The 23,708-nt window shown below is 72.4% G+C and carries 22 protein-coding genes; 16 read left to right on the forward strand and 6 right to left on the reverse strand.

From position 1 onward, the window contains the following. The first annotated feature begins 293 nt into the window (after nt 1-293). The 4 genes from ACIQZN_RS23890 to ACIQZN_RS23905 all read left to right on the forward strand — a co-directional run bounded on the left by ACIQZN_RS23890 (nt 294) and on the right by ACIQZN_RS23905 (nt 5,270). Nucleotides 294-1,664 (forward strand): M16 family metallopeptidase, encoded by a 1,371-nt coding sequence (locus ACIQZN_RS23890; protein ID WP_403997356.1) that lies wholly within the window; start codon nt 294-296, stop codon nt 1,662-1,664. Nucleotides 1,665-1,690: 26 nt separating this feature from the next. Further along, nucleotides 1,691-3,073 (forward strand): M16 family metallopeptidase, encoded by a 1,383-nt coding sequence (locus ACIQZN_RS23895; protein ID WP_403997611.1) that lies wholly within the window; start codon nt 1,691-1,693, stop codon nt 3,071-3,073. A 441-nt stretch (nt 3,074-3,514) separates the two neighbouring features. Then, nucleotides 3,515-4,354, forward strand: a complete 840-nt coding sequence (locus ACIQZN_RS23900; protein ID WP_403997358.1) for a M23 family metallopeptidase — start codon at nt 3,515-3,517, stop codon at nt 4,352-4,354. A gap of 211 nt (nt 4,355-4,565) precedes the next feature. Beyond that, complete coding sequence (locus ACIQZN_RS23905) at nt 4,566-5,270, forward strand: GntR family transcriptional regulator (RefSeq protein WP_403997361.1); 705 nt, start codon at nt 4,566-4,568, stop codon at nt 5,268-5,270. 189 nt (nt 5,271-5,459) lie between these two features. On the opposite strand, the gene ACIQZN_RS23910 is transcribed toward ACIQZN_RS23905, so the two are convergent. Next, the gene (locus ACIQZN_RS23910; RefSeq protein ID WP_018105371.1) at nt 5,460-5,741 is read right to left on the reverse strand and encodes an HPr family phosphocarrier protein; all 282 of its coding nucleotides are present in this window, start codon (nt 5,739-5,741) and stop codon (nt 5,460-5,462) included. 173 nt (nt 5,742-5,914) lie between these two features. On the opposite strand from ACIQZN_RS23910, the gene ACIQZN_RS23915 reads away from it, so the two are divergent. From ACIQZN_RS23915 to ACIQZN_RS23930, 4 genes are all read left to right on the forward strand, one after another. Next, on the forward strand, nt 5,915-8,983 hold the full coding sequence (locus ACIQZN_RS23915; protein ID WP_403997364.1) for a GNAT family N-acetyltransferase: 3,069 nt from the start codon (nt 5,915-5,917) through the stop codon (nt 8,981-8,983). 90 nt (nt 8,984-9,073) lie between these two features. Beyond that, complete coding sequence (locus ACIQZN_RS23920) at nt 9,074-9,670, forward strand: DUF5998 family protein (RefSeq protein ID WP_018105373.1); 597 nt, start codon at nt 9,074-9,076, stop codon at nt 9,668-9,670. After that, nucleotides 9,670-10,860, forward strand: coding sequence for an alkaline phosphatase family protein (locus ACIQZN_RS23925; protein WP_403997367.1), 1,191 nt, complete (start codon nt 9,670-9,672; stop codon nt 10,858-10,860). The genes ACIQZN_RS23920 and ACIQZN_RS23925 overlap by 1 nt, the downstream gene beginning before the upstream one ends. Before the next feature lie 58 nt (nt 10,861-10,918). Next, on the forward strand, nt 10,919-11,569 hold the full coding sequence (locus ACIQZN_RS23930; RefSeq protein ID WP_403997370.1) for a thymidine kinase: 651 nt from the start codon (nt 10,919-10,921) through the stop codon (nt 11,567-11,569). A 3-nt stretch (nt 11,570-11,572) separates the two neighbouring features. On the opposite strand, the gene ACIQZN_RS23935 is transcribed toward ACIQZN_RS23930, so the two are convergent. Then, a complete protein-coding gene (locus ACIQZN_RS23935) occupies nt 11,573-11,929 on the reverse strand; it encodes a MerR family transcriptional regulator (RefSeq protein ID WP_403997372.1) in 357 nt (118 codons plus the stop codon). A 99-nt stretch (nt 11,930-12,028) separates the two neighbouring features. Between ACIQZN_RS23935 and ACIQZN_RS23940 the strand changes: the two genes are divergently transcribed. After that, nucleotides 12,029-12,475, forward strand: coding sequence for a hypothetical protein (locus ACIQZN_RS23940; RefSeq protein ID WP_403997375.1), 447 nt, complete (start codon nt 12,029-12,031; stop codon nt 12,473-12,475). On the opposite strand, the gene ACIQZN_RS23945 is transcribed toward ACIQZN_RS23940, so the two are convergent. Further along, nucleotides 12,447-13,223: a VOC family protein gene (locus ACIQZN_RS23945; protein ID WP_403997378.1), complete on the reverse strand. Its 777-nt coding sequence runs from the start codon at nt 13,221-13,223 to the stop codon at nt 12,447-12,449. The two genes, ACIQZN_RS23940 and ACIQZN_RS23945, sit on opposite strands and share 29 nt — an antisense overlap. A 230-nt stretch (nt 13,224-13,453) precedes the next feature. On the opposite strand from ACIQZN_RS23945, the gene ACIQZN_RS23950 reads away from it, so the two are divergent. Further along, complete coding sequence (locus ACIQZN_RS23950) at nt 13,454-14,287, forward strand: sulfurtransferase (RefSeq protein ID WP_403997381.1); 834 nt, start codon at nt 13,454-13,456, stop codon at nt 14,285-14,287. A 71-nt stretch (nt 14,288-14,358) separates the two neighbouring features. Here the strand turns inward: ACIQZN_RS23950 and sepH are convergent, their stop codons facing one another. Further along, a complete protein-coding gene (sepH, locus tag ACIQZN_RS23955; RefSeq protein WP_403997384.1) occupies nt 14,359-15,417 on the reverse strand; it encodes a septation protein SepH in 1,059 nt (352 codons plus the stop codon). 495 nt (nt 15,418-15,912) lie between these two features. On the opposite strand from sepH, the gene ACIQZN_RS23960 reads away from it, so the two are divergent. Beyond that, nucleotides 15,913-16,911, forward strand: coding sequence for a hypothetical protein (locus ACIQZN_RS23960; RefSeq protein ID WP_403997387.1), 999 nt, complete (start codon nt 15,913-15,915; stop codon nt 16,909-16,911). A gap of 7 nt (nt 16,912-16,918) precedes the next feature. Here the strand turns inward: ACIQZN_RS23960 and ACIQZN_RS23965 are convergent, their stop codons facing one another. After that, nucleotides 16,919-18,241: a D-arabinono-1,4-lactone oxidase gene (locus tag ACIQZN_RS23965; protein WP_403997390.1), complete on the reverse strand. Its 1,323-nt coding sequence runs from the start codon at nt 18,239-18,241 to the stop codon at nt 16,919-16,921. Nucleotides 18,242-18,449: 208 nt separating this feature from the next. On the opposite strand from ACIQZN_RS23965, the gene ACIQZN_RS23970 reads away from it, so the two are divergent. Further along, nucleotides 18,450-19,577: a ferrochelatase gene (locus ACIQZN_RS23970; RefSeq protein WP_403997393.1), complete on the forward strand. Its 1,128-nt coding sequence runs from the start codon at nt 18,450-18,452 to the stop codon at nt 19,575-19,577. Between the two features lie 36 nt (nt 19,578-19,613). Then, the gene (locus tag ACIQZN_RS23975; protein ID WP_403997396.1) at nt 19,614-20,444 is read left to right on the forward strand and encodes an inositol monophosphatase family protein; all 831 of its coding nucleotides are present in this window, start codon (nt 19,614-19,616) and stop codon (nt 20,442-20,444) included. Nucleotides 20,445-20,532: 88 nt separating this feature from the next. Here ACIQZN_RS23975 and ACIQZN_RS23980 read toward each other — a convergent pair whose 3' ends face one another. Then, nucleotides 20,533-20,709 carry a hypothetical protein gene (locus ACIQZN_RS23980; protein WP_018105385.1) on the reverse strand — a complete coding sequence of 59 codons (177 nt, stop codon included), beginning with the start codon at nt 20,707-20,709 and terminating at the stop codon, nt 20,533-20,535. Between the two features lie 398 nt (nt 20,710-21,107). Between ACIQZN_RS23980 and ACIQZN_RS23985 the strand changes: the two genes are divergently transcribed. From ACIQZN_RS23985 to ACIQZN_RS23995, 3 genes are all read left to right on the forward strand, one after another. Continuing rightward, nucleotides 21,108-21,761: a response regulator transcription factor gene (locus ACIQZN_RS23985; RefSeq protein ID WP_073967451.1), complete on the forward strand. Its 654-nt coding sequence runs from the start codon at nt 21,108-21,110 to the stop codon at nt 21,759-21,761. Further along, a complete protein-coding gene (locus ACIQZN_RS23990; protein WP_403997400.1) occupies nt 21,761-22,999 on the forward strand; it encodes a sensor histidine kinase in 1,239 nt (412 codons plus the stop codon). Before ACIQZN_RS23985 ends, ACIQZN_RS23990 begins: the two co-directional genes overlap by 1 nt. Before the next feature lie 405 nt (nt 23,000-23,404). Then, nucleotides 23,405-23,701, forward strand: coding sequence for a DUF4193 domain-containing protein (locus ACIQZN_RS23995; RefSeq protein ID WP_003965732.1), 297 nt, complete (start codon nt 23,405-23,407; stop codon nt 23,699-23,701). Nucleotides 23,702-23,708 lie beyond the last annotated feature (7 nt).

A 23,708-nucleotide genomic window follows, 5' to 3' on the forward strand; every position in this document is an offset into this window, starting at 1 on the left:
ACGGATTTCGAGCGGGCAACCTCAGGTTCCCTCAGGTTCTGACGCGGTCCATTGTGGACCGCCGCACTGACAACCCCGACCTCGACCCGTCCCAAAGGCCCCGCGCCGTCCGTCCCGAGGCGGCGGAGGACCACCTTCCGGGGAATTTCGCTCGCAGCTTCGCCGCACGGGAACTTCGGCAGGTGCCGGTTCGCTTGCATACAGTGGCGGGTGTCTTGAAGCAACCTTTCGAAGCAGCCTCCCGCAGCGGCTTCTTCATATGGACATCCAGTAGCGCGATCGAAGGGACGTACATGCCCATGGGTCACACGGCCACAGCCCAGGCCGGCTCCGGCGGCTTGACAGCGACCGAGCACCGTCTGGCCAACGGCCTGCGCGTGGTGCTCTCCGAGGACCATCTGACCCCGGTCGCGGCGGTGTGCCTCTGGTACGACGTCGGCTCGCGCCACGAGGTCAAGGGCCGTACGGGCCTGGCCCACCTCTTCGAGCACCTGATGTTCCAGGGCTCCGGCCAGGTCAAGGGGAACGGACACTTCGAGCTGGTGCAGGGCGCCGGCGGCTCGCTCAACGGCACCACCAGTTTCGAGCGGACCAACTACTTCGAGACGATGCCCACGCACCAGCTGGAGCTGGCCCTGTGGCTCGAAGCCGACCGGATGGGCTCACTGCTCGCCGCGCTCGACGAGGAGTCCATGGAGAACCAGCGCGACGTCGTCAAGAACGAGCGCCGCCAGCGCTACGACAACGTCCCGTACGGCACCGCGTTCGAGCGGCTGACCGCACTGGCCTACCCCGAGGGCCACCCGTACCACCACACCCCGATCGGCTCCATGGCCGACCTGGACGCGGCCACCCTGGAGGACGCCCGCGCCTTCTTCCGTACGTACTACGCGCCGAACAACGCGGTGCTGTCGGTCGTCGGCGACATCGACCCCGAGCAGACCCTCGCCTGGATCGAGAAGTACTTCGGCTCCATCCCCTCCCACGACGGCAAGCAGCCGCCGCGCGACGGCTCGCTGCCCACGATCATGGGCGGCCAGCTGCGCGAGGAGGTACGCGAGGAGGTTCCGGCGCGCGCCCTGATGGCCGCGTACCGGCTGCCCCACGACGGCACCCGCGAGTGCGACGCCGCGGACCTCGCCCTGACCGTGCTCGGCGGCGGCGAGTCCTCCCGGCTGCACAACCGCCTGGTCCGGCGTGACCGTACGGCCGTGGCCGCCGGGTTCGGACTGCTCCGGCTCGCCGGCGCGCCCTCCCTGGGCTGGCTGGACGTCAAGACGTCCGGCGGCGTCGAGGTCTCGGAGATCGAGGCCGCAGTCGACGAGGAACTGGCCCGGTTCGCCGAGGAGGGCCCGACGGCCGAGGAGATGGAGCGCGCCCAGGCCCAGTTGGAGCGCGAATGGCTGGACCGCCTCGGTACGGTCGCGGGCCGCGCCGACGAACTGTGCCGGTATGCCGTGCTGTTCGGCGACCCGCAGCTCGCGCTGTCCGCCGTGAACCGGGTGCTCGACGTCACGGCCGAGGAGGTCAAGGCCGCCGCGCAGGCGCAGCTGCGGCCCGACAACCGGGCGGTCCTGGTCTACGAACCGGTCGAGCCCGCCGAGGCCGACGAAGAGGCCGACGCCGCCACCGACACCGACGCGCACGAAGGGGCGGACCAGTGACCGACGCTGCCGCGACTGAAGTTTCGATGCAGTTCCACCCCCAGCCCGTTCCCGGCGAGGCCCGGCCGTGGGCCTTCCCCGCACCCGAGCGCGGCTCCCTGCCCAACGGCCTCACCGTCCTGCGCTGCCACCGCCCCGGCCAGCAGGTCGTCGCCGTCGAGGTCTTCCTCGCCGCCCCCCTGGACGCCGAGCCCGAGGGTCTCGACGGCGTGGCCACGATCATGTCGCGCGCCCTGTCCGAGGGCACCGACAAGCAGAGCGCCGAGGAGTTCGCCGCCGAGCTGGAGCGGTGCGGCGCCACCTTCGACGCCCATGCCGACCACCCGGGCGTCAGGGTCTCCCTGGAGGTCCCGGTCTCCCGCCTGGCCAAGGCGCTCGGCCTGGTCGCCGAGGCGCTGCGGGCGCCGGCCTTCGACGACAGCGAGATCGAGCGCCTGGTGAGCAACCGGCTGGACGAGATCCCGCACGAGCAGGCCAACCCGGCCCGCCGCGCGGCCAAGCAGCTCTCCAAGGAGCTCTTCCCGGCCACGGCCCGCATGTCGCGTCCGCGCCTGGGCACCGAGGAGACCATCGAGCGGATCGACGCCGCGGCCGTGCGTGCCTTCTACGACGCGCACATCCGCCCCTCCACCGCGACCGCCGTGGTCGTCGGCGACCTCACCGGCATCGACCTGGACGCGCTGCTCGCCGAGACCCTCGGCGACTGGTCGGGGAACACCGCCGAACCCCGCCCCGTCCCGCCGATCACGGCCGACGACACCGGCCGGGTGATCATCGTGGACCGCCCCGGGGCGGTCCAGACCCAGCTGCTGATCGGCCGCATCGGCGCCGACCGCCACGACAGCGTGTGGCCCGCCCAGGTCCTCGGCACCTACTGCCTGGGCGGCACGCTGACCTCCCGGCTCGACCGGGTGCTGCGCGAGGAGAAGGGATACACCTACGGCGTGCGGGCCTTCGCCCAGGTGCTCCGCTCCGGCGCCGCCGACTCCGTCTCGGGTGCGACGGGCGCCGCGATGCTCGCCATCAGCGGTTCCGTGGACACCGAGTCCACCGGACCGGCGCTGGACGACCTGTGGAAGGTCCTGCGGACGCTGGCCGCCGAGGGCCTGACGGACGCCGAGCGCGAGACGGCCGTGCAGAACCTCGTGGGCGTCGCGCCGCTGAAGTTCGAGACGGCGGCCTCAGTAGCGAGCACCCTCGCCGACCAGGTCGAGCAGCACCTCCCGGACGACTACCAGGCGACGCTGTACGCCCGCCTCGCCGAGACCGGCACGGTGGAGGCGACCGCGGCCGTGGTCAGCGCCTTCCCGGTGGACCGGCTGGTCACGGTCCTGGTCGGTGACGCCTCGCGCATCGAGGAGCCGGTCAGGGCGCTCGGCATCGGAGAGGTGTCGGTCGTCACGGGCTGACCCGTCGCCCAGCCCGCTGAACGGGCAACAGGGAGGGTCCGGCGCACGGTCGCGCCGGACCCTCCCCGTGCAATTCGTTCCTTTTCTTCGCTTTCACGCCCTACAGGAGTAAGAATGTCGATTTGCCCTGTGGGATGCGCTACAAAGCCCGGTGTCCGTTTGGTGGCGGGAAGTCCACCCGCTTAGCGTCGGGTCCGCTGTCCGCCACTCGTACGCGCATCCGTGACGTACCGGGCAGCCATCGCCGAGTCCCCGTCAGGCGCGAGCCTGGGGAGCCGGGGACCCACCGTCCCTGGGGTGAATCGGATGCCCGCGCTCCGTCAGGGGCCAGACGTCCGTAGGAGACCTTCCTGCTCCGAACCCTCCCCCAAGGCCTCAAGGGCCAGGGGGTGCCCCCTGCTAACCCGGTAGGCGAGAAGGAAGGAAAGGACCAGCCACCCCATGGCGTTCACCCGTGCCACCGGGAAGCACCGTGCCCCGAGCCGCCTGACGCGCGCCGGCGCCAAGGCCGTCGGCGTCGCGACGCTCGCCGCCGGCGGTGTCATCGGCTCCCTGGCCTCCCCGGCCCTCGCCGCCGACACCGGGACGGCCCCGGCCGCCACCGAGACCGGCCTCTCCCAGCTCCTCGCCATCGAGAACACCCTCGCCGACCGGATCGACGCCCAGGCCGCCGCGCAGCAGCACCAGGCCGAGGTCGCCGAGAAGAAGGCGGCGGCCAAGGCGAAGGCCGCGGCCAAGAAGAAGGCCGAGGCCGCGAAGAAGAAGGCTGCTGAGAAGGCCGCCAAGGCCAAGGAAGCGGCCAAGGCGAAGGCCAAGGCCGCCCGCGAGGCGTCCGCCCGCGCCGGCCGCTCGACCGCCCGCACCGCGCTCGGCTCGTCCTACCAGCTGCCTGTCGCCGGCTCGTACGTGACCACCGGCTACAAGTCCAGTGGCTCGCTCTGGTCCTCCGGCAGCCACTCCGGCATCGACTTCCACGCCGCGTCCGGCAGCTCCGTCGTCGCCGTCGGCGCCGGCACGGTCGTGGAGGCCGGCTGGGGCGGAGCGTACGGCAACAACATCGTGCTCCGGATGACGGACGGTACGTACACCCAGTACGGCCACCTCTCCTCGATCGGCGTCTCCGTCGGCCAGAGCGTCGCGGCCGGCGGGCAGATCGGACTCTCCGGCTCGACCGGCAACTCCACCGGCCCGCACCTCCACTTCGAGGCCCGCACCACGCCCTCCTACGGCTCCGACATGGACCCGGTCGCCTACCTGCGCGCCCACGGCGTCAACGTCTGACCGGTCACCGGCTCCCCACCGAAGGCCCCGGCATCCCGCCGGGGCCTTCGCCGTTCCCGCACCTCCCCGCACACGATCCCGGCGCCCGGCTGAGACCAAAAGATATTCATGAATTCCCGCCCGGCATCGGAAATGCGAGCGCATTGCAATAGAGTCACGGCAGAGGTGTCGATCGGCCGCTGTTCGCGGGGATTGAGGCGGAGGTTCGGACATGCGTGTTCCGGCGCATTCGGTATGCACGGCAATCCGTGACGACATCGTCTCCGGTGTCTTCGAACGCGGCAGCCGGCTCACCGAGGAGGTGCTCGCGCGGCGTTACGGGGTTTCCCGCGTCCCCGTACGGGAAGCGCTGCGCACCCTGGAGTCGGAGGGCTTCGTCGTCACCCGGAGACACGCCGGAGCCTGCGTCGCCGAGCCCTCGGAGCAGGAGGCCGCCGACCTCCTTGAGGTCCGCATGCTCCTGGAACCGCTGAGCGCCGCCCGCGCGGCCCAGCGCCGGACGGAGGCCCACCTCAAGGTGTTGCGCGGCCTGGTCAGGCTCGGTCAGGAGCGGGCCCGCCGGGGCGAGGGCGAGGACCTGCGCTCCCTGGCCGGCTGGTTCCACGAGACGCTGGCCCAGGCGTCCGGCAGCCCCGGCCTGATCGCGCTGCTCACCCAGCTCCGCCACAAGATCGCCTGGATGTACGCGGTCGAGCAGCCGGCCCGCCCGGCCGAAGCCTGGGCCGAGCACGGAGCCCTGGTGGACGCAGTGGCGCGCGGGGACGCGGAGCGGGCGCGGGTCCTGGCCGCGCAGCTCGCCGAACGCCACGGCGCCGCGCACCGGCTCCGCCGCGCCGCCCGCCCCGCCACCGTTCCCCGGGCCGGCCGTGTGAGGGCTTCGCAACCTGCCGTAAACACCGCGAGCGGCCGGAATTAACAAAGGGCGCGTACAAATAAAGAAAGGCACGTAAAAAATCGGAAAAGGCGTCGCCCGCCTATTCGGTCCGTGTCCGCCCATTCGGTCCGCGCCGTCACGGCCTCGGCCCGCGCACGCAAAAGCCGCGGCACCCCATGCAGGGGGCCGCGGCTTTCCCGTAAGAATTTCGGCAGTGTCGGCCGCTCGGGCTCAGACGGTCTCCGGAAGCTCCTCAAGGCCCTCGGCGACCAGCTTCGCCAGGCGGTCCAGGGCGGCCTCGGCGTTGTCCGCGTCGGACGCGAGCACGATCTCCTCGCCACCCTGGGCGCCGAGACCGAGCACCGCGAGCATGGAGGCCGCGTTCACCGGGTTGCCGTCCGCCTTGGCGATGGTGACGGGAACGCCGGAGGCCGTGGCGGCACGGACGAAGATGGAAGCGGGGCGGGCGTGCAGGCCCTCGGCCCAACCGACGTTTACGCGGCGCTCAGCCATGGTTCTGCCCTTCAAGAATCAACGGTTGTCTAGACCAGTGTCTCATGTGGTGCGCGATGCTCCGGGCAGACCCGCGGGACCTCCCGGGTGCCGCGCCCACGGTCGTCCGGAGACCTCAGACTGCCCCGGCCCCAGCACCCCCGCGACCCGTGCGACAGCCGTAGGCTTTCCCCATGCAGCCCTCTCCGGAGCAGAGTCCGCATCACGCCTACCCCGATCACTGGGAGGCGGACGTGGTGCTCCGCGACGGCGGCACCGCGCGGATCAGGCCGATCACCACGGACGACGCCGAGCGTCTGGTCAGCTTCTACGAGCAGGTTTCCGACGAGTCGAAGTACTACCGCTTCTTCGCGCCCTACCCCCGGCTCTCCGCCAAGGACGTCCACCGCTTCACCCATCACGACTACGTCGACAGGGTGGGTCTGGCCGTCACGGTGGGCGGCGAATTCATCGCCACCGTCCGCTACGACCGGATCGACGCGACCGGCCGCCCCGCCTCGGCCCCCGCCGATGAGGCCGAGGTCGCCTTCCTCGTCCAGGACGCCCACCAGGGCCGGGGCGTGGCCTCGACCCTGCTCGAACACATCGCGGCCGTCGCCCGCGAACGCGGCATCCGGCGCTTCGCCGCGGAGGTACTGCCCGCCAACACCAAGATGATCAAGGTGTTCCGGGACGCCGGATACACCCAGCAGCGCAGCTTCGAGGACGGCTCCGTCCACCTCACCCTCGACCTCGAACCCACCGCCGAATCCCTCGCCGTCCAGCGCGCCCGCGAACAGCGCGCCGAGGCTAGGTCCGTGCAGCGGCTGCTCGCCCCCGGCTCCGTCGCCGTCATCGGCGTCGGCCGCACCCCCGGCGGCGTCGGCCGCACCGTCCTGCGCAACCTGCTCGGCGCGGGCTTCACCGGCCGCGTCCACGCGGTCAACAGCGCCTTCGACGCCGGACAGGACACCATCGACGGGGTCCCCGCGCACCGCTCCCTCGGCGAGATCGGCGAGCCGGTCGACCTCGCGGTCGTCGCCGTGCCCGCCGGCCGGGTCCCGGAGGCCGTCGCGGACTGCGGCGAACACGGCGTCCAGGGGCTGGTGGTCCTCTCGGCCGGTTACGCCGAGTGGGGCGCCGAGGGCCGCGAGCGCCAGCGGGAACTGGTGCGCCAGGCCCGTTCGTACGGCATGCGGATCATCGGGCCCAACGCGTTCGGCATCATCAACAACTCCGAGGCGGTCCGGCTCAACGCCTCGCTCGCCCCGGACCGGCCCGCCTCCGGGCGCATCGGCCTGTTCACCCAGTCCGGCGCCATCGGCATCGCCCTGCTCTCCGGGCTCTACCGGCGCGGCGCGGGCCTCTCCACCTTCATCTCGGCCGGCAACCGCGCCGACATCTCCGGCAACGACTTCCTTCAGTACTGGTACGAGGACCCGGACACCGATGTCGCCCTGCTCTACCTGGAGTCGCTGGGCAACCCCCGCAAGTTCACCCGCCTCGCCCGCCGTACCGCCGCCGTGAAGCCGGTGGTCGTCGTCAAGGGCGCCCGGCACAGCGGCTCCACCCCGCCCGGCCACGCCGTCCCGGTCAGCCGCATCCCCGACTCCACGGTCTCCGCGCTTATGCGGCAGGCGGGCGTCATCCGCGTCGACACGGTCACGGAGATGGTTGACGCCGGGCTGCTCCTCGCCGACCAGCCGCTCCCGGCGGGCGGACGCGTCGCGATCCTCGGCAACTCGGAGTCCCTGGGGCTGCTCACGTACGACGCGTGCCTGGCCGAGGGGCTCCGCCCGCGCCCGCCCATCGACCTCACCACCTCCGCCACCCCGCAGGACTTCCGGGACGCGCTGTCGGCGGCGCTGGCCGACGGGGCGTGCGATGCCGTGATCGTCACGGCGATCCCCTGGGTCGGCGAGAACGGCGAGGCGGAGTCGGGCGACGGTGAGGTCCTGGCCACCGCGCTGCACGCGGCGGCCGCCGCCGGTCCCGCCAAGCCGGTCGCCGTGGTCCACGTCGAGATCGGCGGCCTGGCGGAGGCGCTGGCGGCCGCCACCAGCACGGTGGCGCAGCAGCGCACGGCCGCGCAGCCGTTGGCGGCGGCGCAGGGTGCGACGGGGTCCCCCGCGACGGGGTCGCCCACCGAACCGCCGAGCACCACAGCCCCCGGCATCACGCCGCCCGCAGCCAGGGGCGCCGGCATCATGTCCCCCGCAGCCCCCGGCACCACGCCCCCCGCAGCCACGGCCACCCCCGCTCCGGCCCCTCCCGCACCCACGGACCCCGCCCCCCGGCCCCCCACCCCGCCCTCCGGCACCGCACAGCCCGCTGCCACGGACGGCGCCCCCGAGCCCCCCGGCGCCTCCCAGGGCGCCCCCCGTACCGGCCGCATCCCCGCCTACCCCGCCGCCGAGCGCGCCGTGCGGGCGCTCGCCGAGGCCGTGCGGTACGCGCAGTGGCGGCGCCAGGCGGCCGTGCCCGGCAAGGTGCCCGACTTCCTCGACGACACCATCGACACCCAGGGCGCCGCCGCCCGCATCGACGCCCTGCTCGGTGACGACCCCGACCCGCGCGGCGTGCCGCTCGGCCACGACGAGGCCCGCGAACTGCTCGCCTGCTACGGCATCGCCGTACGCCCCACGCTGCCCGCCCCCGGCCCGGAGGAGGCGGTGGCCGCCGCCGCCCGGCTCGGTTACCCGGTGGCCCTCAAGACGACCGCGCCCCATCTGCGCCACCGGGCCGACCTCGGCGGCGTACGCCTGGACCTCGACAGCGAGGCGGCCCTGCGCCGCGCGTACGGCGACCTCACCGAACTGCTCGGCAAGCCGGCGGAGCTGCGGCCCGTCGTCCAGGCCATGGCGCCGCGCGGCGTCGACACCGTCGTCCGGGCCACCATCGACCCGGCCGCCGGCGCCGTGCTCTCCTTCGGCCTCGCCGGGGCGCCCTCCGAGCTGCTCGGCGACACCGCCCACCGCCTGGTCCCGGCCACCGACCGCGACGCCGCCGAGCTGATCCGGTCCATCCGCGCGGCCCCCGTCCTGTTCGGCTGGCGCGGTGCCGCGCCGGTGGACACCGCCGCGCTCGAAGAGCTGCTGCTGCGGGTCTCCCGGCTGGTCGACGACCACCCCGAGGTGGTCTCCATCGCCCTGGAACCGGTCGTGGTCGCCCCGCAGGGCCTCTCGGTGCTCGGGGCGAGCGTCCGCCTCTCGCCGCCCCCGGCCCGGAACGACCTCGGCCCGCGCCGCCTGTCCAACTACTGACCCGGCCCCCGCTCGCGTCCCCCTGGACGGGCCGGGGCGGGGCTCCGGCGGCGTCCCCGGCAGCCACCCGGCCCCCGTAGGATGGTTCTCATGGCTAAGACCGGTACGACGACCCAGGGGCTGCGCGCGGCGATCGAGCGCAGCGGCTATTACCCGGCCCTCGTGGCCGAGGCGGTGGAGGCCGCCGTGGGGGGTGAGCCGGTCGCTTCGTACCTGGTGCACCAGGAGACGACCTTCGACTCCAACGAGGTGCGCCGGCACGTCACGGTGCTGGTGCTCACGGACACCCGCTTCATCGTCAGCCACACCGACGAGCAGAACGCGGACACCAGCTCCCCGTCGCCGTACGCCACGACCTCGACGGAGTCGGTCAAGCTGGACCGGATCTCCTCGGTCGTGGTCAGCCGCGTCGTCGCCAATCCGGAGAAGTACGTGCCGGGCACGCTGCCCCGCGAGGTCGTCCTGACCATCGGCTGGGGCGCGGTCTCCCGGATCGACCTGGAGCCGGCCGCCTGCGGCGACCCGAACTGCGAGGCGGACCACGGCTACACCGGCAGCACCACCGCCGACGACCTGAGTCTGCGGGTCAGCGAGGCCGGCGACGGCCCGGACACCGTGCGCCAGACCCTCGCCTTCGCCCAGGCGCTCTCCGAGGCCACGGTGGCGACCCCCGCGGCCGGCCGCTGATGGCCCAGCCGGCCTGGCCGGACGACTTCGTCCCGCTGTCCGTCGACACCGCGCCCGTCCCGGAGTACGGCAGCGGCTCGCTCGCCGATCTGCTGCCGACCCTGCTCGCGGGCCAGGAGGTCCCCGGCTTCGACGCGGCCATCGGCGAACTCACCCCCGCCGACCGGAACTGCGTCTTCCTGATCGACGGCCTCGGCTGGGAGCAGATAAAGGCCCACCCCGACGAGGCGCCGTTCCTGCACTCGCTGCTGCCGACCTCGCGCGGCGGCACCGGCCGCCCGATCACGGCCGGCTTCCCGGCCACCACGGCGACCTCGCTGGCGTCCGTCGGCACCGGACTGCCCCCGGGCGAGCACGGTCTTCCCGGTTACACGGTCCGTAACCCCGAGACCGGCGAGCTGATGAACCAGCTCCGCTGGAAACCGTGGACCCCGCCGAAGGCGTGGCAGCCGCACCCCACCCTCTTCCAGCTCGCCGACGCGGCCGGGGTGCGTACCGCGCAGGTCTCCGCCCCCGCCTTCGAGCAGACCCCGCTGACCAAGGTCGCGCTCAGCGGCGGCTCGTTCCTCGGCCGGCTCAGCGGCGAGGAGCGGATGGACACCGCCGCCGAGCGGCTGGCCGCCGGGGACCGTTCGCTCGTCTATACGTACTACAGCGAGGTGGACGGCAAGGGGCACCGCTTCGGCACCGACTCCGACGCCTGGCGCGGACAGCTGATGTACGTCGACGGGCTGGCCCGGCGCCTCGCCGAGCAGCTTCCGCCGCGCACGGCGCTCTACATCACCGCCGACCACGGCATGATCGACATCCCCTTCGACGAGCAGTCCCGGATCGACTTCGACGAGGACTGGGAGCTGAGCGCCGGCGTCGCGCTGCTCGGCGGCGAGGGCCGGGCACGGCATGTGTACGCCGTCCCCGGCGCCGCGTCCGACGTGCTGGCCGTCTGGCGCGAGGTGCTGGGCGAGCAGTTCTGGGTGGCGAGCCGGGACGAGGCCGTCGCCGCGGGCTGGTTCGGCCCCACCATCGACGAGCGGGTGTACGGCAGGATCGGCGACGTGGTCGCGGCCGCCCACGACGACGTGGTGATCACCGCCTCGCGCAACGAGCCGCACGAGTCGGCCATGGTCGGCATGCACGGCTCCATGACCCCCGTCGAGCAGTTCGTCCCACTCCTCGAAGTACGCTCGTAGCCCGCTCCGCCCCGATCAGCCGCTCTCTCTTCCCGTCCCGAAAGGTGCTCAACCCGCCATGCCCGAGCTTGTGTTCTTCTCCGGAACGATGGACTGCGGAAAGAGCACCCTGGCCCTCCAGATCGGCCACAACCGCTCGGCGAGGGGCTTGCAGGGCGTGATCTTCACCCGGGACGACCGCGCGGGGGAGGGGAAGCTCTCGTCCCGCCTCGGCCTGGTCACGGAGGCCGTCGAGGCCGACGAGGACATGGACCTGTACGCGTATCTCGTCGCCCAGCTGTCCAAGGGCGGCCGCGTCGACTACGTGATCGTGGACGAGGCGCAGTTCCTGGCCCCGGAACAGATCGACCAGCTGGCCCGGGTCGTGGACGACCTGGAGATGGACGTCTTCGCCTTCGGCATCACGACGGACTTCCGCACCCGGCTCTTCCCCGGCTCCCAGCGCCTGGTCGAGCTGGCCGACCGCATAGAACAGCTCCAGGTCGAAGCCCTCTGCTGGTGCGGCGCCCGCGCTACGCACAACGCCCGCACCGTGGACGGCGAGATGGTCGTGGAGGGCGCGCAGGTCGTCGTCGGCGATGTGCACCGCCCGGCGGGCGAGGTCGGTTACGAGGTCCTGTGCCGGCGCCACCACCGCCGCCGGGCCACCGCCGCCTCCGCCCAGGCGGGCGCACTCTCCCCGGACGTCCTGCCGGTCTCCTCCGCCTGACGCTCAGCCCGCCGCCCGCAGCGGGCAGCCCGTGCCGGCGCGCGCGGTGAGGTCGGCCCGCAGGGCGGTGAGTTGGGCCATGCGTGCGTCGATGACCGCGATCTTCTCCTCGAACAGCGCGGACAGTGCCTGCGCGCTGTCCGGTGCGTCGCGCAGCTCTTCGCCCGTACGTGCGATCTCGGCCAGGGAGAATCCGAGCGCCTGGGCGGTGCGGACGTAGGCGAGCCAGGGCGCGGTCTCGGGCGGGAAATCGCGGTAGCCGTTGGGCAGCCGCTGCCCGGAGATCAGCCCGGTGCGCTCGTAGAAGCGGATGGTGTCCCTGCTCAGCCCCGTCTGCGCGGCCAACTCCCCGATACGCACGGCTCTCCCGCCCTCTGGGTTCGCGGACTTGACCTTGGACAGTACTCCAGTGTTTACGGTCGGGGGCGTCCGTGAAGGAAGCCGTCAGGAGAGCCCCCCGTGTTCCGTACCGTCACGCCCTCCCACCCCGCCTATCCGCGTTTCGTACGCGCGAGCGCGTGGTACGACCTCGTCGTCACCGCGGGGTTCGCCACTCCCTGGACGTACGGGCTGGTGCACAGCGCACTGTCCCGGCTCGGGGAGGCGATCGGGGCGGGCGCTCTGCCCGCCCTCGATCCGATAGAAACCCTCTACGCCAACCTCATGGGGTCGGTGGTGGTCGTCTGGGCGCTCCTGCGCCTCGTCCGGCCGCTGCCGGTGCACGGTCTGTACGACGGCCTCGCGCGCACGCTGTTCGCCCTGTGGCAGGCGTACGCGCTCGCCCAGGGCGCCCCGTACTGGCTCTGGCTGTTCCTGGTGGCCGAAGCGGCGTTCGGCGTCGTCCAGCTCGCGCCCTGGCGGCTCGTGCGCGGTGCGGTCAGCGTGCCACCGAGCGCTGGATCGTGAAGACCGCGCCCTCCGGGTCCGCGACCGTCGCGACCCGGCCGCTCGGGCCCTCCCTCGGCGGGCTCAGGACCTGCCCGCCGAGCTCCGCCACCTGCTGCGCGGCCTCGTCCGTGTCGGCCACCTCGAAGTACGTCATCCAGTGCGGCCCCCGGTCGCGCAGCAGGGCATGGCCGACGCCGTGCAGCGAGGCGACCGGGCGGCCCTGGAGGTGCAGGGTCTGGTAGTCGAAGTCCGCCGAGACGACGGCCTTGGTCTCGTAGCCGAAGACCGCCTGGTAGAACTTGGCGACCGTCGACGTCTCCCGGGTCACCAGCTCGTTCCAGACCGGGGTGCCGGGCGCCCCCGCCAGCGTGGTGCCGATGTGCGCTGCGGCCTGCCAGATCCCGAAGACGGCGCCGCCCGGGTCGGAGGCGATGGCCATGCGGCCCGCCTCGCCCGCGTCGAGCGGCCCGACGCCGACCGTGCCGCCACAGGCCCTGATCGCCTCGGCCGTCTGATCGGCGTCGTCGGTGGCCAGATAGGTCGTCCAGGCGATAGGGAGGTGCCGGTCCGGCGGCAGCTGTCCGATGCCCGCGACCTCCTTCCCGCCGATCAGCGCCCGCACGTACGGGCCGAGCTGTTCGGGGCCGGGGCCGAACTCCCAGCCGAACAGCTCGGCGTAGAAGTTCTGGGTCGTGCGCAGGCCGTGCACGATCAGGCTCACCCAGCAAGGTGTTCCGGGTGCACGCCGAGCGGCAGCCTCGGTCATCGTCACTCTCCTCGGACCATCGTGGTGGTCGTACGGGAAAACGGGGCCGGTGCGCCGTGGTGCGGTGCGAGTCGGGTACGCCCCGTGCAGATGCTTGCACCACCGGGCGCGGGATGCGCTCCGGCCGCGCCGTCACTTCCAGGTTCTCGTCCCAGGGGGACCTTTATGTCCTGGTATACCCGCTTGGTTGTTGTCACGGGCAACCGGGCGTGTGCGCGAGGATGGCACGCATGAAGCCCATCATCTCCGCATCCGAATGCGTGAGCGAACTGGCGGGGCCGCGTCCGCCGGTGCTCCTGGACGTACGTTGGCAGCTGGGCGGCCCGCACGGCCGGCCCGACTACGAGGCGGGGCACATCCCCGGCGCCGTCTTCGTGGACCTCGACGCGGAACTCGCCGGTCCGGCGGGCGCCGGCGGCGGCCGCCATCCGCTGCCCGACCCGGACGAGTTCGGCGCCGCGATGCGCCGCGCCGGGGTCCGCCGGGACGGTCCGGTCGTCGTCTACGACGGCGGTCAGGGCTGGGCGGCCGCCCGGGCCTGGTGGCTGCTGCGCTGGGCGGGGCACTCCGACGTACGGGTGCTGGACGGCGGCCTCGCGGCCTGGACGGGGGAGCTGTCGAAGGAGGCCCCGGAGCCGGCCGAGGGCGACTTCGTGCCCGCGCCGGGGGCGCTGCCGCTGCTCGACGCGGACGGTGCCGCGGCCCTGGCCCGCTCGGGTGTCCTGCTCGACGCGCGGGCGGCCGAGCGCTACCGGGGCGATGTGGAACCCATCGACCGGGTCGGCGGCCACATCCCCGGCGCGGTCTCCGCGCCGACCGGCGAGAACGTGGACGCGGACGGGCGCTTCCTGAGCCCCGAGCGTCTGGCCGCCCGGTTCGCCGGGCTGGGCGTGGGCGGGGAGACCGCGGAGGTCGGTGTCTACTGCGGCTCGGGTGTCTCCGGCGCCCAGCAGGTGCTGGCGCTGGAGCTCGCCGGGCACCGGGCCGCCCTCTACGCGGGCTCCTGGTCGCACTGGTCCGCCGACGAGTCGCGCCCGGTCGCCACCGGACCCGACCCCAGCTAACGGGACGCCGTCGCGCGAGCGCGACGCACAAGGGCCCGTACGCGCTCGCGTACGGGCCCTCTTCATGCCGTCTAGTCCTGCTTCTTGCGGCGGGTGCCGAAGACGATCTCGTCCCAGCTGGGCACCGCGGCTCTGCGCCCGGGCCGGACCCCGTCCGCCTCGGCCTGCCGGTCCGTCGTACCCGTCAGCCGGTCGCGGTGGCCGGCGACCGCGCGCGGCATCAGGACGTCCGCGTACGCGGAGCCCGCTCCGGCCGACGCGGCGGGCGGCTCCTCGGCCTCCGGCTCCCGCTCGGGGGGCTCGATGGCCGGGGGCTCGGGCGGCGAGGGCCGTTCCGGTACGACCATGTCACCGCGGAAGCTGGGCACCGCCTCCAGCAGGCTGGTGAGGGAATCCCGCTCGCTCGCGGTCACCCCGGCGATCCGCTCCTCCGGCTCCGGGGGCGGCGGCGGGGCCGGACGCTCGATCTGCCGGTCCAGCGCGCGGTCCAGCGGCCGGTCGCGCGGCAGCCGGGCGATCCGGGGCACGAACGGGAAGCTGGGCTCGGGCGCGGCGACCTCGTCCGTCTCGCCGATCAGCGAACGGGCCTCGTCGTCCACGGCCTGGACCAGCCGGCGCGGCGGGTCGTACGTCCAGCTCGCCGAGTGCGGCTCACCCGCGACCCGGTAGACGAGGAGGACCTCCCAGGTGCCGTCGTCGCGGCGCCAGGAGTCCCACTGGACGGTTTCCTTGTCGGCGCCGCGCAGCAGCAGTCGCTCCTGCACCGCCTCGCCGAGTTGGGGGCCGGTGTTCTCGCCGGGACGGCGCACGGGAGTCTTCCGGGCCCGCTCCGCCATGAAGGCGCGCTCCGCGAGCACGGGGCCCTCGAAGCGGCGGACACGGTCGACGGGGATCCCGGCGAACTGGGCGACCTCCTCGGCGGAGGCGCCGGCTCGTATCCGTGCCTGGATGTCGCGCGGGCGGAGGTGGCTCTCCACCTCGATCTCGATCTGGCCGAGCCGGGCGCGGTCGTTGCGCACGGCGGCTCGCAGCCGCTCGTCGATCGGAAGCGTGTACTCCGTACTGTCCGCAGCTTTGAGCACCAGTCGTGTGCCGTCGTTGGAGACGGCCACGACACGCAGTTCGGGCATGGGGACCTCCCGGGTGGTGCCTGCCGACGTCACGTGCGTCGCTGCTTCCGCTAGTCGAGTGTGGCCTGCCCGGGTGCAGCCTGCCACAACATTGCCGTGTTGCCCGGCGTGTCGGGCGTGAGCCCTTGATCGCCGGTATGCCACGGTAGCCTTTGCGCAACGCAAAGTGGCCGATGGTCACTCCGTGTAGCTGGCCGCCGTGCGATGCCGTGCGCCGCCGGATCGAGTGCCTCCTTCGGCCCCCTCCCGAAGGTTCCGGACGCCCGCACGGGTGTCCGGCCCCAGGGCTCGCCACAGTACTCCATTCGGGCCATGTGGGTGGACCGCCGCGCCGCCGAAGTTCTCGTGAGGTGCGGGAGTTGACCTACCCCTCCAGACGCCTCGCGCCCATGATCCGTGTCGTGCTTCACATAATCCACGCAACCGGAACTTTCGGCTTCGCTCACGTGTCCCTAGTTGGTGCATGGTGGGAGAGATGTCAATCAAGGGCTGGAAATGGTGCAGAAGCCGGAAAGCGACATAGAACTCAAGGAGAGGCGGATCGATCTGAGCCTGCCCCAGGTGGCGGGCAGTGCGGTCGCCGCGGTGGCGGCGGCCGTGGCGGCTTCCCAGCTCGGTGTGTACGGAACCATCGCGGGCGCCGGAGTCATGAGCGTCGTGGCGACCTGCGGCGGCTCGGTCTTCCAGCACTTCTTCCGTCGTACGGGAGAGCAGATACGCGAGGTCACGGTCCAGGTGAAGCACCCGGACCGCGAGGTGACCGTCCGCACCCGTGAGACGGGCGCGCGGCGGTCGGAACCCTCACCGCAGGAGACCGTCCTGCTGGGAGCGGTGGACGACGCCACGACGGTCCTGCGCCGGGTGGACCCGCGGGCGGACGAAACGATGCTGCTGCGCCGGGCGGACGAGACGACGCTCCTGCGCCGTGTGGAGCCCGACGCGACGACCGTGCTGCGCAGCCCCGTCGCCGGGGCCGGGCCGGACGAGGAGTTCTCCGAGGCGACCACGCACGGCACCCGGATGCGCGGCTGGAAGCGGTCGGCCATCGGCGCGGCCGTGGTCTTCGCGGTCTCGATGGCCGGCATCACCACGTACGAACTGATCTCCGGCGGCGATCTGAGCGGCGGCCACGGGACGACCGTGGGCTCCGTCGTACGCGGTGAGCGCCACGACGGCCCTTCCACCCCCGCGCCCGACGAAACCACCCGCCCCGGTCAGGACGCGTCGGACCCGGTGCAGCGGGACCAGGACACGGCGACGCCCGGCACCGGCGGCCAGGACGAGGACGGCACCGCCCCGCAGCCGGACCGCAGTGGCGCTCCCACCGAAGGCGCGACCCCCTCGCCCACCCCCTCGGACCCGGCGGCCGGCGGCGTCGAGCCCACGCCCACGCCCACCCCGAGCGCCACGGACGACGGCGGCGGGAGCGCGGCGCCCGACCCGACGGCCACGGACGGCGTCCCGGCGCCGGCCGGCACCGAAGCGGGGGAGTGAGCCCGGGTCAGTCGCCCAGCACCCGGCGCAGGTAGTCGTTGCCGAACAGCCGGTCCGGGTCCAGCCGGTCCCGTACGGCCGTGAACTCGCCGAAGCGCGGGTACACCCCGGAGAGGTACGCGGCGTCCCTGGTGTTGATCTTGCCCCAGTGCGGACGGCCGCCGTGCGCGGTCATGATCCGCTCCACCGCCGTGAAGTAGGCCTGATAGGGCGTGCCCCGGTACATGTGGACGGCGATGTACGCGCTCTCCCGGCCCGACGCCGTGGAGAGCGCGATGTCGTCGGCGGGCGCGGTGCGCACCTCCACGGGGAAGCTGATCCGCAGCGGCGAACTGTCCACCATCGCCCGGACCTCGCGCAGCGCCTCGACGGCGGCCTCACGCGGCAGCGCGTACTCCATCTCCACGAACCGCACCCGGCGCGGGCTGGTGAACACCTTGTACGGGATGTCGGTGTACGTACGCGCCGACAGGGCGCGGCTGGAGATCCTGGCGATCGAGGGGATCGTGGCGGGCACGGCACGGCCGAGCGCGCAGGCGACCTGGAAGACGCCGTTGGACAGCAGCTCGTCCTCGACCCAGCCGCTGACCTTGCCGGGCGGGGCGGCGGGGCCGGCGCTGCGGTTGTTGCGCTTGGTGTTGCAGTTCCCGGTGTGCGGGAACCAGTAGAACTCGAAGTGCTCGTTCTCGGTTACGAGCTGATCGAAGTCGGTCGTCACCTGGTCGAAGCTCATCGGCTCCTCGCGGGCGGTCAGCAGGAAGACCGGCTCCACGGCGAAGGTGATCGCGGTGATGACGCCCAGCGCGCCGAGCCCGATCCGCGCCACCGCGAACACATCGGCGTTCTCGGTCTCCGAACAGGTCAGCACCGTGCCGTCCGCGGTGACCAGCTCCAGGGCGCGTATCTGCGCGGATATGGACGCCGAGTCGCGGCCGGTGCCGTGCGTGCCGGTGGAGGTGGCTCCGGCGACCGTCTGCTCCATGATGTCGCCCATGTTGGTGAGCGAGAGCCCCTCGCGGGCCAGCGCGGTGTTCAGGCGCTTCAGCGGGGTGCCCGCCTCGACCGTCACCGTCATCGCCTTGCGGTCGATCTCCCGGATGCCGGTCAGCAGGTCGGGCCTGATCAGCAGCCCGTCGGTGGCGGCGGTCGCGGTGAACGAGTGCCCGGTGCCGACCGGCTTCGCCCGCAGCCCGTCCTCGGACGCCCTGCGCAGGGCCTCGGCCAGCTCGTCCACGGAGGCGGGGGACACGGTCCGGGCCGGCCTGGCGGTGACGGTCCCCGCCCAGTTGGGCCACGGGCTCGTCGCCGTCCGTGTGTAGGTCTCGGTCATCTTCCCCGCGCCCTTCCCTAGGAACCGGCCCACCCAGCCGGCGTCTCCCCGGCCGGAAACCACGGGTTACCGGCCGGTTGGAGGGGGATCATACTCACGACTCCCGCATATGCATCCACCCCTCCCACCACCCCGTGCGGAGGGCCGGAAGCGCCCGCTCCGGACGTCGGCGCGACCCCGTCCGCGCGCGGGTGGCAGGATCGACGGCATGTCCGATCTGCGCGATCCCGCCCCCTGCGACGCCCTGCTCCTGCTCTCCTTCGGCGGCCCCGAAGGCCCGGACGACGTGGTCCCGTTCCTGGCGAACGTGACCCGCGGCCGGGGCATCCCCGAGGAACGGCTCAAGGAGGTCGGCAAGCACTACTTCCTGTTCGGGGGCGTCAGCCCGATCAACGCCCAGAACAGGGCCCTGCTCGACGCGCTGCGCAAGGACTTCTCCGAGCACGGGCTGGACCTGCCCGTGTACTGGGGCAACCGCAACTGGGCCCCCTACCTCACCGACACCCTGCGCGAGATGGTGAACGACGGCCACCGCCGCATCGCCGTCCTGGCGACCAGCGCCTACGCCTCGTACTCCGGCTGCCGGCAGTACCGCGAGAACCTCGCCGAGTCACTGGCGGCCTTGGAGGCCGAGGGCCTTCCCGTCCCGCGCGTGGACAAACTCCGGCACTACTTCAATCACCCCGGCTTCGTGGAGCCCATGGTGGAGGGCGTCCTCGCCTCGCTGGCGGACCTGCCCGACGAGGTGCGCCCCGGCGCCCACCTCGCCTTCACCACGCACTCCATCCCGACCTCGGCGGCCGACACCTCGGGCCCCGTGGAGGCGCACGGGGAGGGCGGCGCGTACGTCGCCGAGCACCTCGACGTCGCCCGGCTGATCGTGGACGCGGTGCGCGAGCGGACCGGCACGGCCCACCCCTGGCGGCTCGTCTACCAGTCGCGCAGCGGTGCGCCGCACATCCCGTGGCTGGAGCCCGACATCTGCGACCACCTCGACGCCCTCCACGGCGAAGGTGTCCCCGCCGTGGTGATGGCGCCCATCGGCTTCGTCTCGGACCACATGGAGGTCCTGTACGACCTCGACACCGAGGCCACCGCGAAGGCCGCCGAGCTGGGCCTGCCGGTACGCCGCTCCGCGACGGTCGGCGCCGATCCCCGGTTCGCCGCCGCCGTGCGCGAGCTCGTCCTGGAGCGGGCCGCCGCCGAGCAGGGCCGCGAGCCGCGGCGGTGCGCCCTCGGGACGCTCGGCGCGAGCCACGACCTCTGCCCGGTGGGCTGCTGCCCGGCCCGGGCGCCCAAGCCCGCCGCCGCGGGCGCCGACAGCCCCTACGCGTAAGTCTCTCTCCACCCTCTCAACCTCCTAGGGAGCGCCGTGACCGAAACCGAGCACTCATCGGACGTCCTGCTCGACCTCGCCCTGGAAGCCGCGCGACTCGCCGGCCGGCTGCTGCGCGACGGGCGTCCGGCGGGACTGGGCGTGGCCGCGACCAAGTCCAGCCCGGTCGACGTCGTCACCGAGATGGACATCGCCGCCGAGAAGCTGATCACCGAATTCCTGGTCGAGCGCCGCCCCCTGGACGGCTACCTCGGTGAGGAGGGCGGCACGACCGCCGAGGGCAGCACCGGAGTGCGCTGGGTGATCGACCCGCTCGACGGCACGGTGAACTATCTCTACGGACTCCCGTCCTGGGCCGTCTCCATCGGCGTCGAGGTGGACGGTGAGCGGGTCGCCGGTGTCGTGGAGGCGCCGATGCGCGGCGAGACGTACTTCGCGCGGCGCGGCCACGGAGCCTTCGTCACGGGCGGCGCCCACGGCGACGAGCACGTCCGGCTGCGGTGCCGGCCCACCGCCCCGCTCGCCGAGTCGCTGGTGGCCACCGGCTTCAACTACGTCGCCGAGGTCCGGGCCCACCAGGCCGAGGTGGCGCACGACCTCATCCCGCAGGTCCGGGACATCCGGCGCGGCGGCTCGGCCGCGATCGACCTCTGCGACGTGGCCGCCGGCCGGCTCGACGGCTACTTCGAGCGCGGGCTGCACCCCTGGGACCTGGCGGCGGGCGACCTCATCGCGCGGGAGGCCGGCGCCCTCACCGGCGGGCGCCCGGGCCGGCCGGCCGACGGCGAGCTGACCGTCGCCGCGTCCCCCGGGGTCTTCGAACCGCTCCAGGCCCTCCTGGACGGGCTGGGCGCCTGGCACGACTGATCCTGGGCGCTCCCCGGGCCCCCCGGACGCCAGAAGGGCCCCGCAGCCGCTGTGAAGCGGCTGCGGGGCCCTCGGCCCATAGCGACGGTCAGGCGTTCGTCGTCGTGCTGATCCGCACACCGTGCTCGGCGGCGAGACGACGGAGGTCGTCCAGCTCGCTCTGCTCGACGTCCGCGAGGAAGTCGTCGCCCGTCTCTCGGGCCTTCGTGAGGTCGTCCTCGGTCGTCTTGATGCGTTGCAGCAGACCTGCGGTGAAAGCGTCCATGAAGCGCCCCCTCATCGTGGGTCGGTGGCACGGGGGTGTGCCCGGGTTTCCCTCCGCCGAGGCGGTAGGGCGGGTGATCACGCACTCTCCGGGGGACGGAGGGGCCTGTGACAACGCCACATGGGAAGACGTGATCGCGGGTGTGAATGCGTACTCCCCCGCACGAAGCTCAGAGAAACCTCAACTGGCCCGAAAATCCCGTCGCTTCCTCGAAGCCGCAGGTCGGGGCGGGACGTCTTACCGCCGGTTTATGCGGGTTACGGGCAGGATGGAGCCGCACAAGTGTGCCGGGGCCGTGCCCGCTGCGCGGGCGGCGTGGCCGTCCCGGGCGCCCCGGAGCCCCGTGGTGCAGACCGCTTGCGAAGTTCTGGTTGCGAAGTTCTAGGGAAGGAAGCGCCGTGCGCGTACTCGTCGTGGAGGACGAGCAGCTGCTCGCCGATGCGGTGGCCACCGGATTGCGCCGTGAGGCCATGGCCGTCGATGTCGTGTACGACGGGGCCGCGGCCGTGGAGCGCATCGAGGTCAACGACTACGACGTCGTGGTGCTCGACCGCGACCTCCCCCTGCTGCACGGCGACGACGTCTGCCGCCGGATCGTCGAGCTCGGCATGCCCACCCGGGTGCTCATGCTCACCGCGTCCGGGGACGTCAGCGACCGGGTGGAGGGCCTGGAGCTCGGCGCCGACGACTATCTGCCCAAGCCCTTCGCGTTCAGCGAGCTGACCGCCCGGGTACGGGCCCTCGGCCGGCGTACGACCGTCGCCCTGCCGCCCGTCCTCGAACGGGCCGGCATCAAGCTGGACCCCAACCGCCGTGAGGTGTTCCGGGGCGGCCAGGAGGTCCAGCTCGCGCCCAAGGAGTTCGCCGTCCTGGAGGTCCTGATGCGCAGCGAGGGCGCCGTCGTCTCGGCGGAGCAGCTGCTGGAGAAGGCGTGGGACGAGAACACCGACCCGTTCACCAACGTCGTCCGGGTGACGGTGATGACCCTGCGCCGCAAACTCGGTGAGCCGCCGGTGATCGTCACGGTGCCCGGCTCCGGTTACCGGATCTGATGTCCGTGTCCGCCACCCCTCCGCCCCCACCCCCCAAGCCCACCTGGGAACCCAAACAGCAGCAGGAGCCTTCGTACCCCTGGCTGCGTCCGACCATCCGGATACGGCTCACGCTGCTGTACGGCGGCATGTTCCTGATCGCGGGCATCCTGCTGCTGTCGATCATCTACATGCTGGCCGCCCAGGCTCTGCATGTGGGCAGCGATCTCCCGTTCAAGATCGTCGACGGTCATGTCTCCAGCAACGTCTGCAACCTCCTGGAGGAGGGCAACTCGCCGAGCGCGGTCAACGCCGCGATGAACTCCTGCGTGAACCACCAGCGCCAGCAGGCCCTCGACACGCTGCTCAACCGTTCGCTGCTGGCCCTCGTCGGGCTCAGCATCATCGCCTTCGCCTTCGGTTACGGGATGGCCGGCCGGGTGCTCTCGCCGCTGGGCCGGATCACCCGCATCGCCCGGACCGTGGCCGGCACGGACCTGTCCAGGCGCATCGAGCTGGACGGGCCGGACGACGAGCTCAAGGAGCTGTCCGACACCTTCGACGACATGCTGGACCGGCTGGAGCGGGCCTTCACCGCGCAGCAGCGGTTCGTCGGCAACGCCTCGCACGAGCTGCGCACGCCGCTCGCGATCAACCGCACGCTGCTGGAGGTCCACCTCTCCGATCCGGAGGCCCCGCCCGAGCTCCAGCAGCTGGGCAAGACGCTGCTGGCCACCAACGAGCGCAGCGAGCAGCTGGTGGAGGGCCTGCTGCTGCTGGCCCGCAGCGACAACCAGATCGTCGAGCGCAAACCCGTCGACCTCGCCGAGGTCGCCTCGCGCGCCGTGGACCAGGCGCGCGGCGAGGCCGAGGCCAAGGGCGTGGAGATGCGCGAGGAGCTGGCCGAGGCCGTCGTCCAGGGCAACGGCGTCCTGCTGGAGCGCATCGCGCTGAACCTCGTACAGAACGCCGTCCGCTACAACGTCCCGGAGGGCGGCTGGGTCGAGGTGAGCACGGCGCTGCTGCCCGGCCAGGCGGTGCTCGTCGTCTCGAACACGGGCCCGGTGGTCCCGGCGTACGAGATCGACAACCTCTTCGAGCCCTTCAGGCGGCTGCGTACGGAGCGGACGGGCAGCGACAAGGGGGTCGGGCTCGGTCTGTCGATCGCGAGGTCCGTCGCCCGCGCCCACGGCGGCCGTATCATCGCCGAGCCCCGCGAAGGCGGTGGTCTTGTGATGCGCGTCTCACTGCCGGTCTGACCGGCTCGAGAGGAGCTTTGCGCACCGATTATTTTTTGTTCGCTTTGAGCGGAATTTTCGGGACCTGATCCCGAAGAGACCGTGTGTGATCGATCACAGGAGCGAATATCTCCCTGTCCACGCTCCGTGACCAGGGAACTCACCGGAAACCCGGCGAAACACCGGGTTTTCGGGGGTAGGTATGACGGGAAGTACACGGGGTGGCGCCTGCGAAGGGCGCCGCCGGGACCGTGTACGGTCCCCATCGCCACCCAAGCCGATCACTCCCGAGCGGTCCTTTTGGGTGTCGATTGAGTAACAGACCTTGATGTGAGGCAAAATCTCCGCCTCAGGTCGGGCACAAGTCCGGCCTCTCACGCGTTACGAGCGCTGAGACACCGCAGACACCCAGAGGGGGAGAGCGACATGGCAACGGATTACGACACCCCACGCAAGACCGACGACGACGTCGATCAGGACAGCCTTGAAGAGCTGAAGGCGCGCCGGAGCGACAAGACGGCTTCCGCCGTCGACGTCGACGAGTTCGACGCGGCCGAGGGCCTTGAGCTGCCCGGCGCAGACCTGTCCAACGAGGAGCTCGCCGTACGGGTCCTGCCCAAGCAGGCCGACGAGTTCACGTGCATGAGCTGCTTCCTCGTGCACCACCGCAGCCAGCTGGCCCGCGAGAAGAACGGCCAGCCGATCTGCCGCGACTGCGACTGAGGTCCGG

Source organism: Streptomyces sp. NPDC097595 (assembly GCF_044761525.1).
Classification (GTDB): Bacteria; Actinomycetota; Actinomycetes; order Streptomycetales; family Streptomycetaceae; genus Streptomyces; species Streptomyces drozdowiczii_A.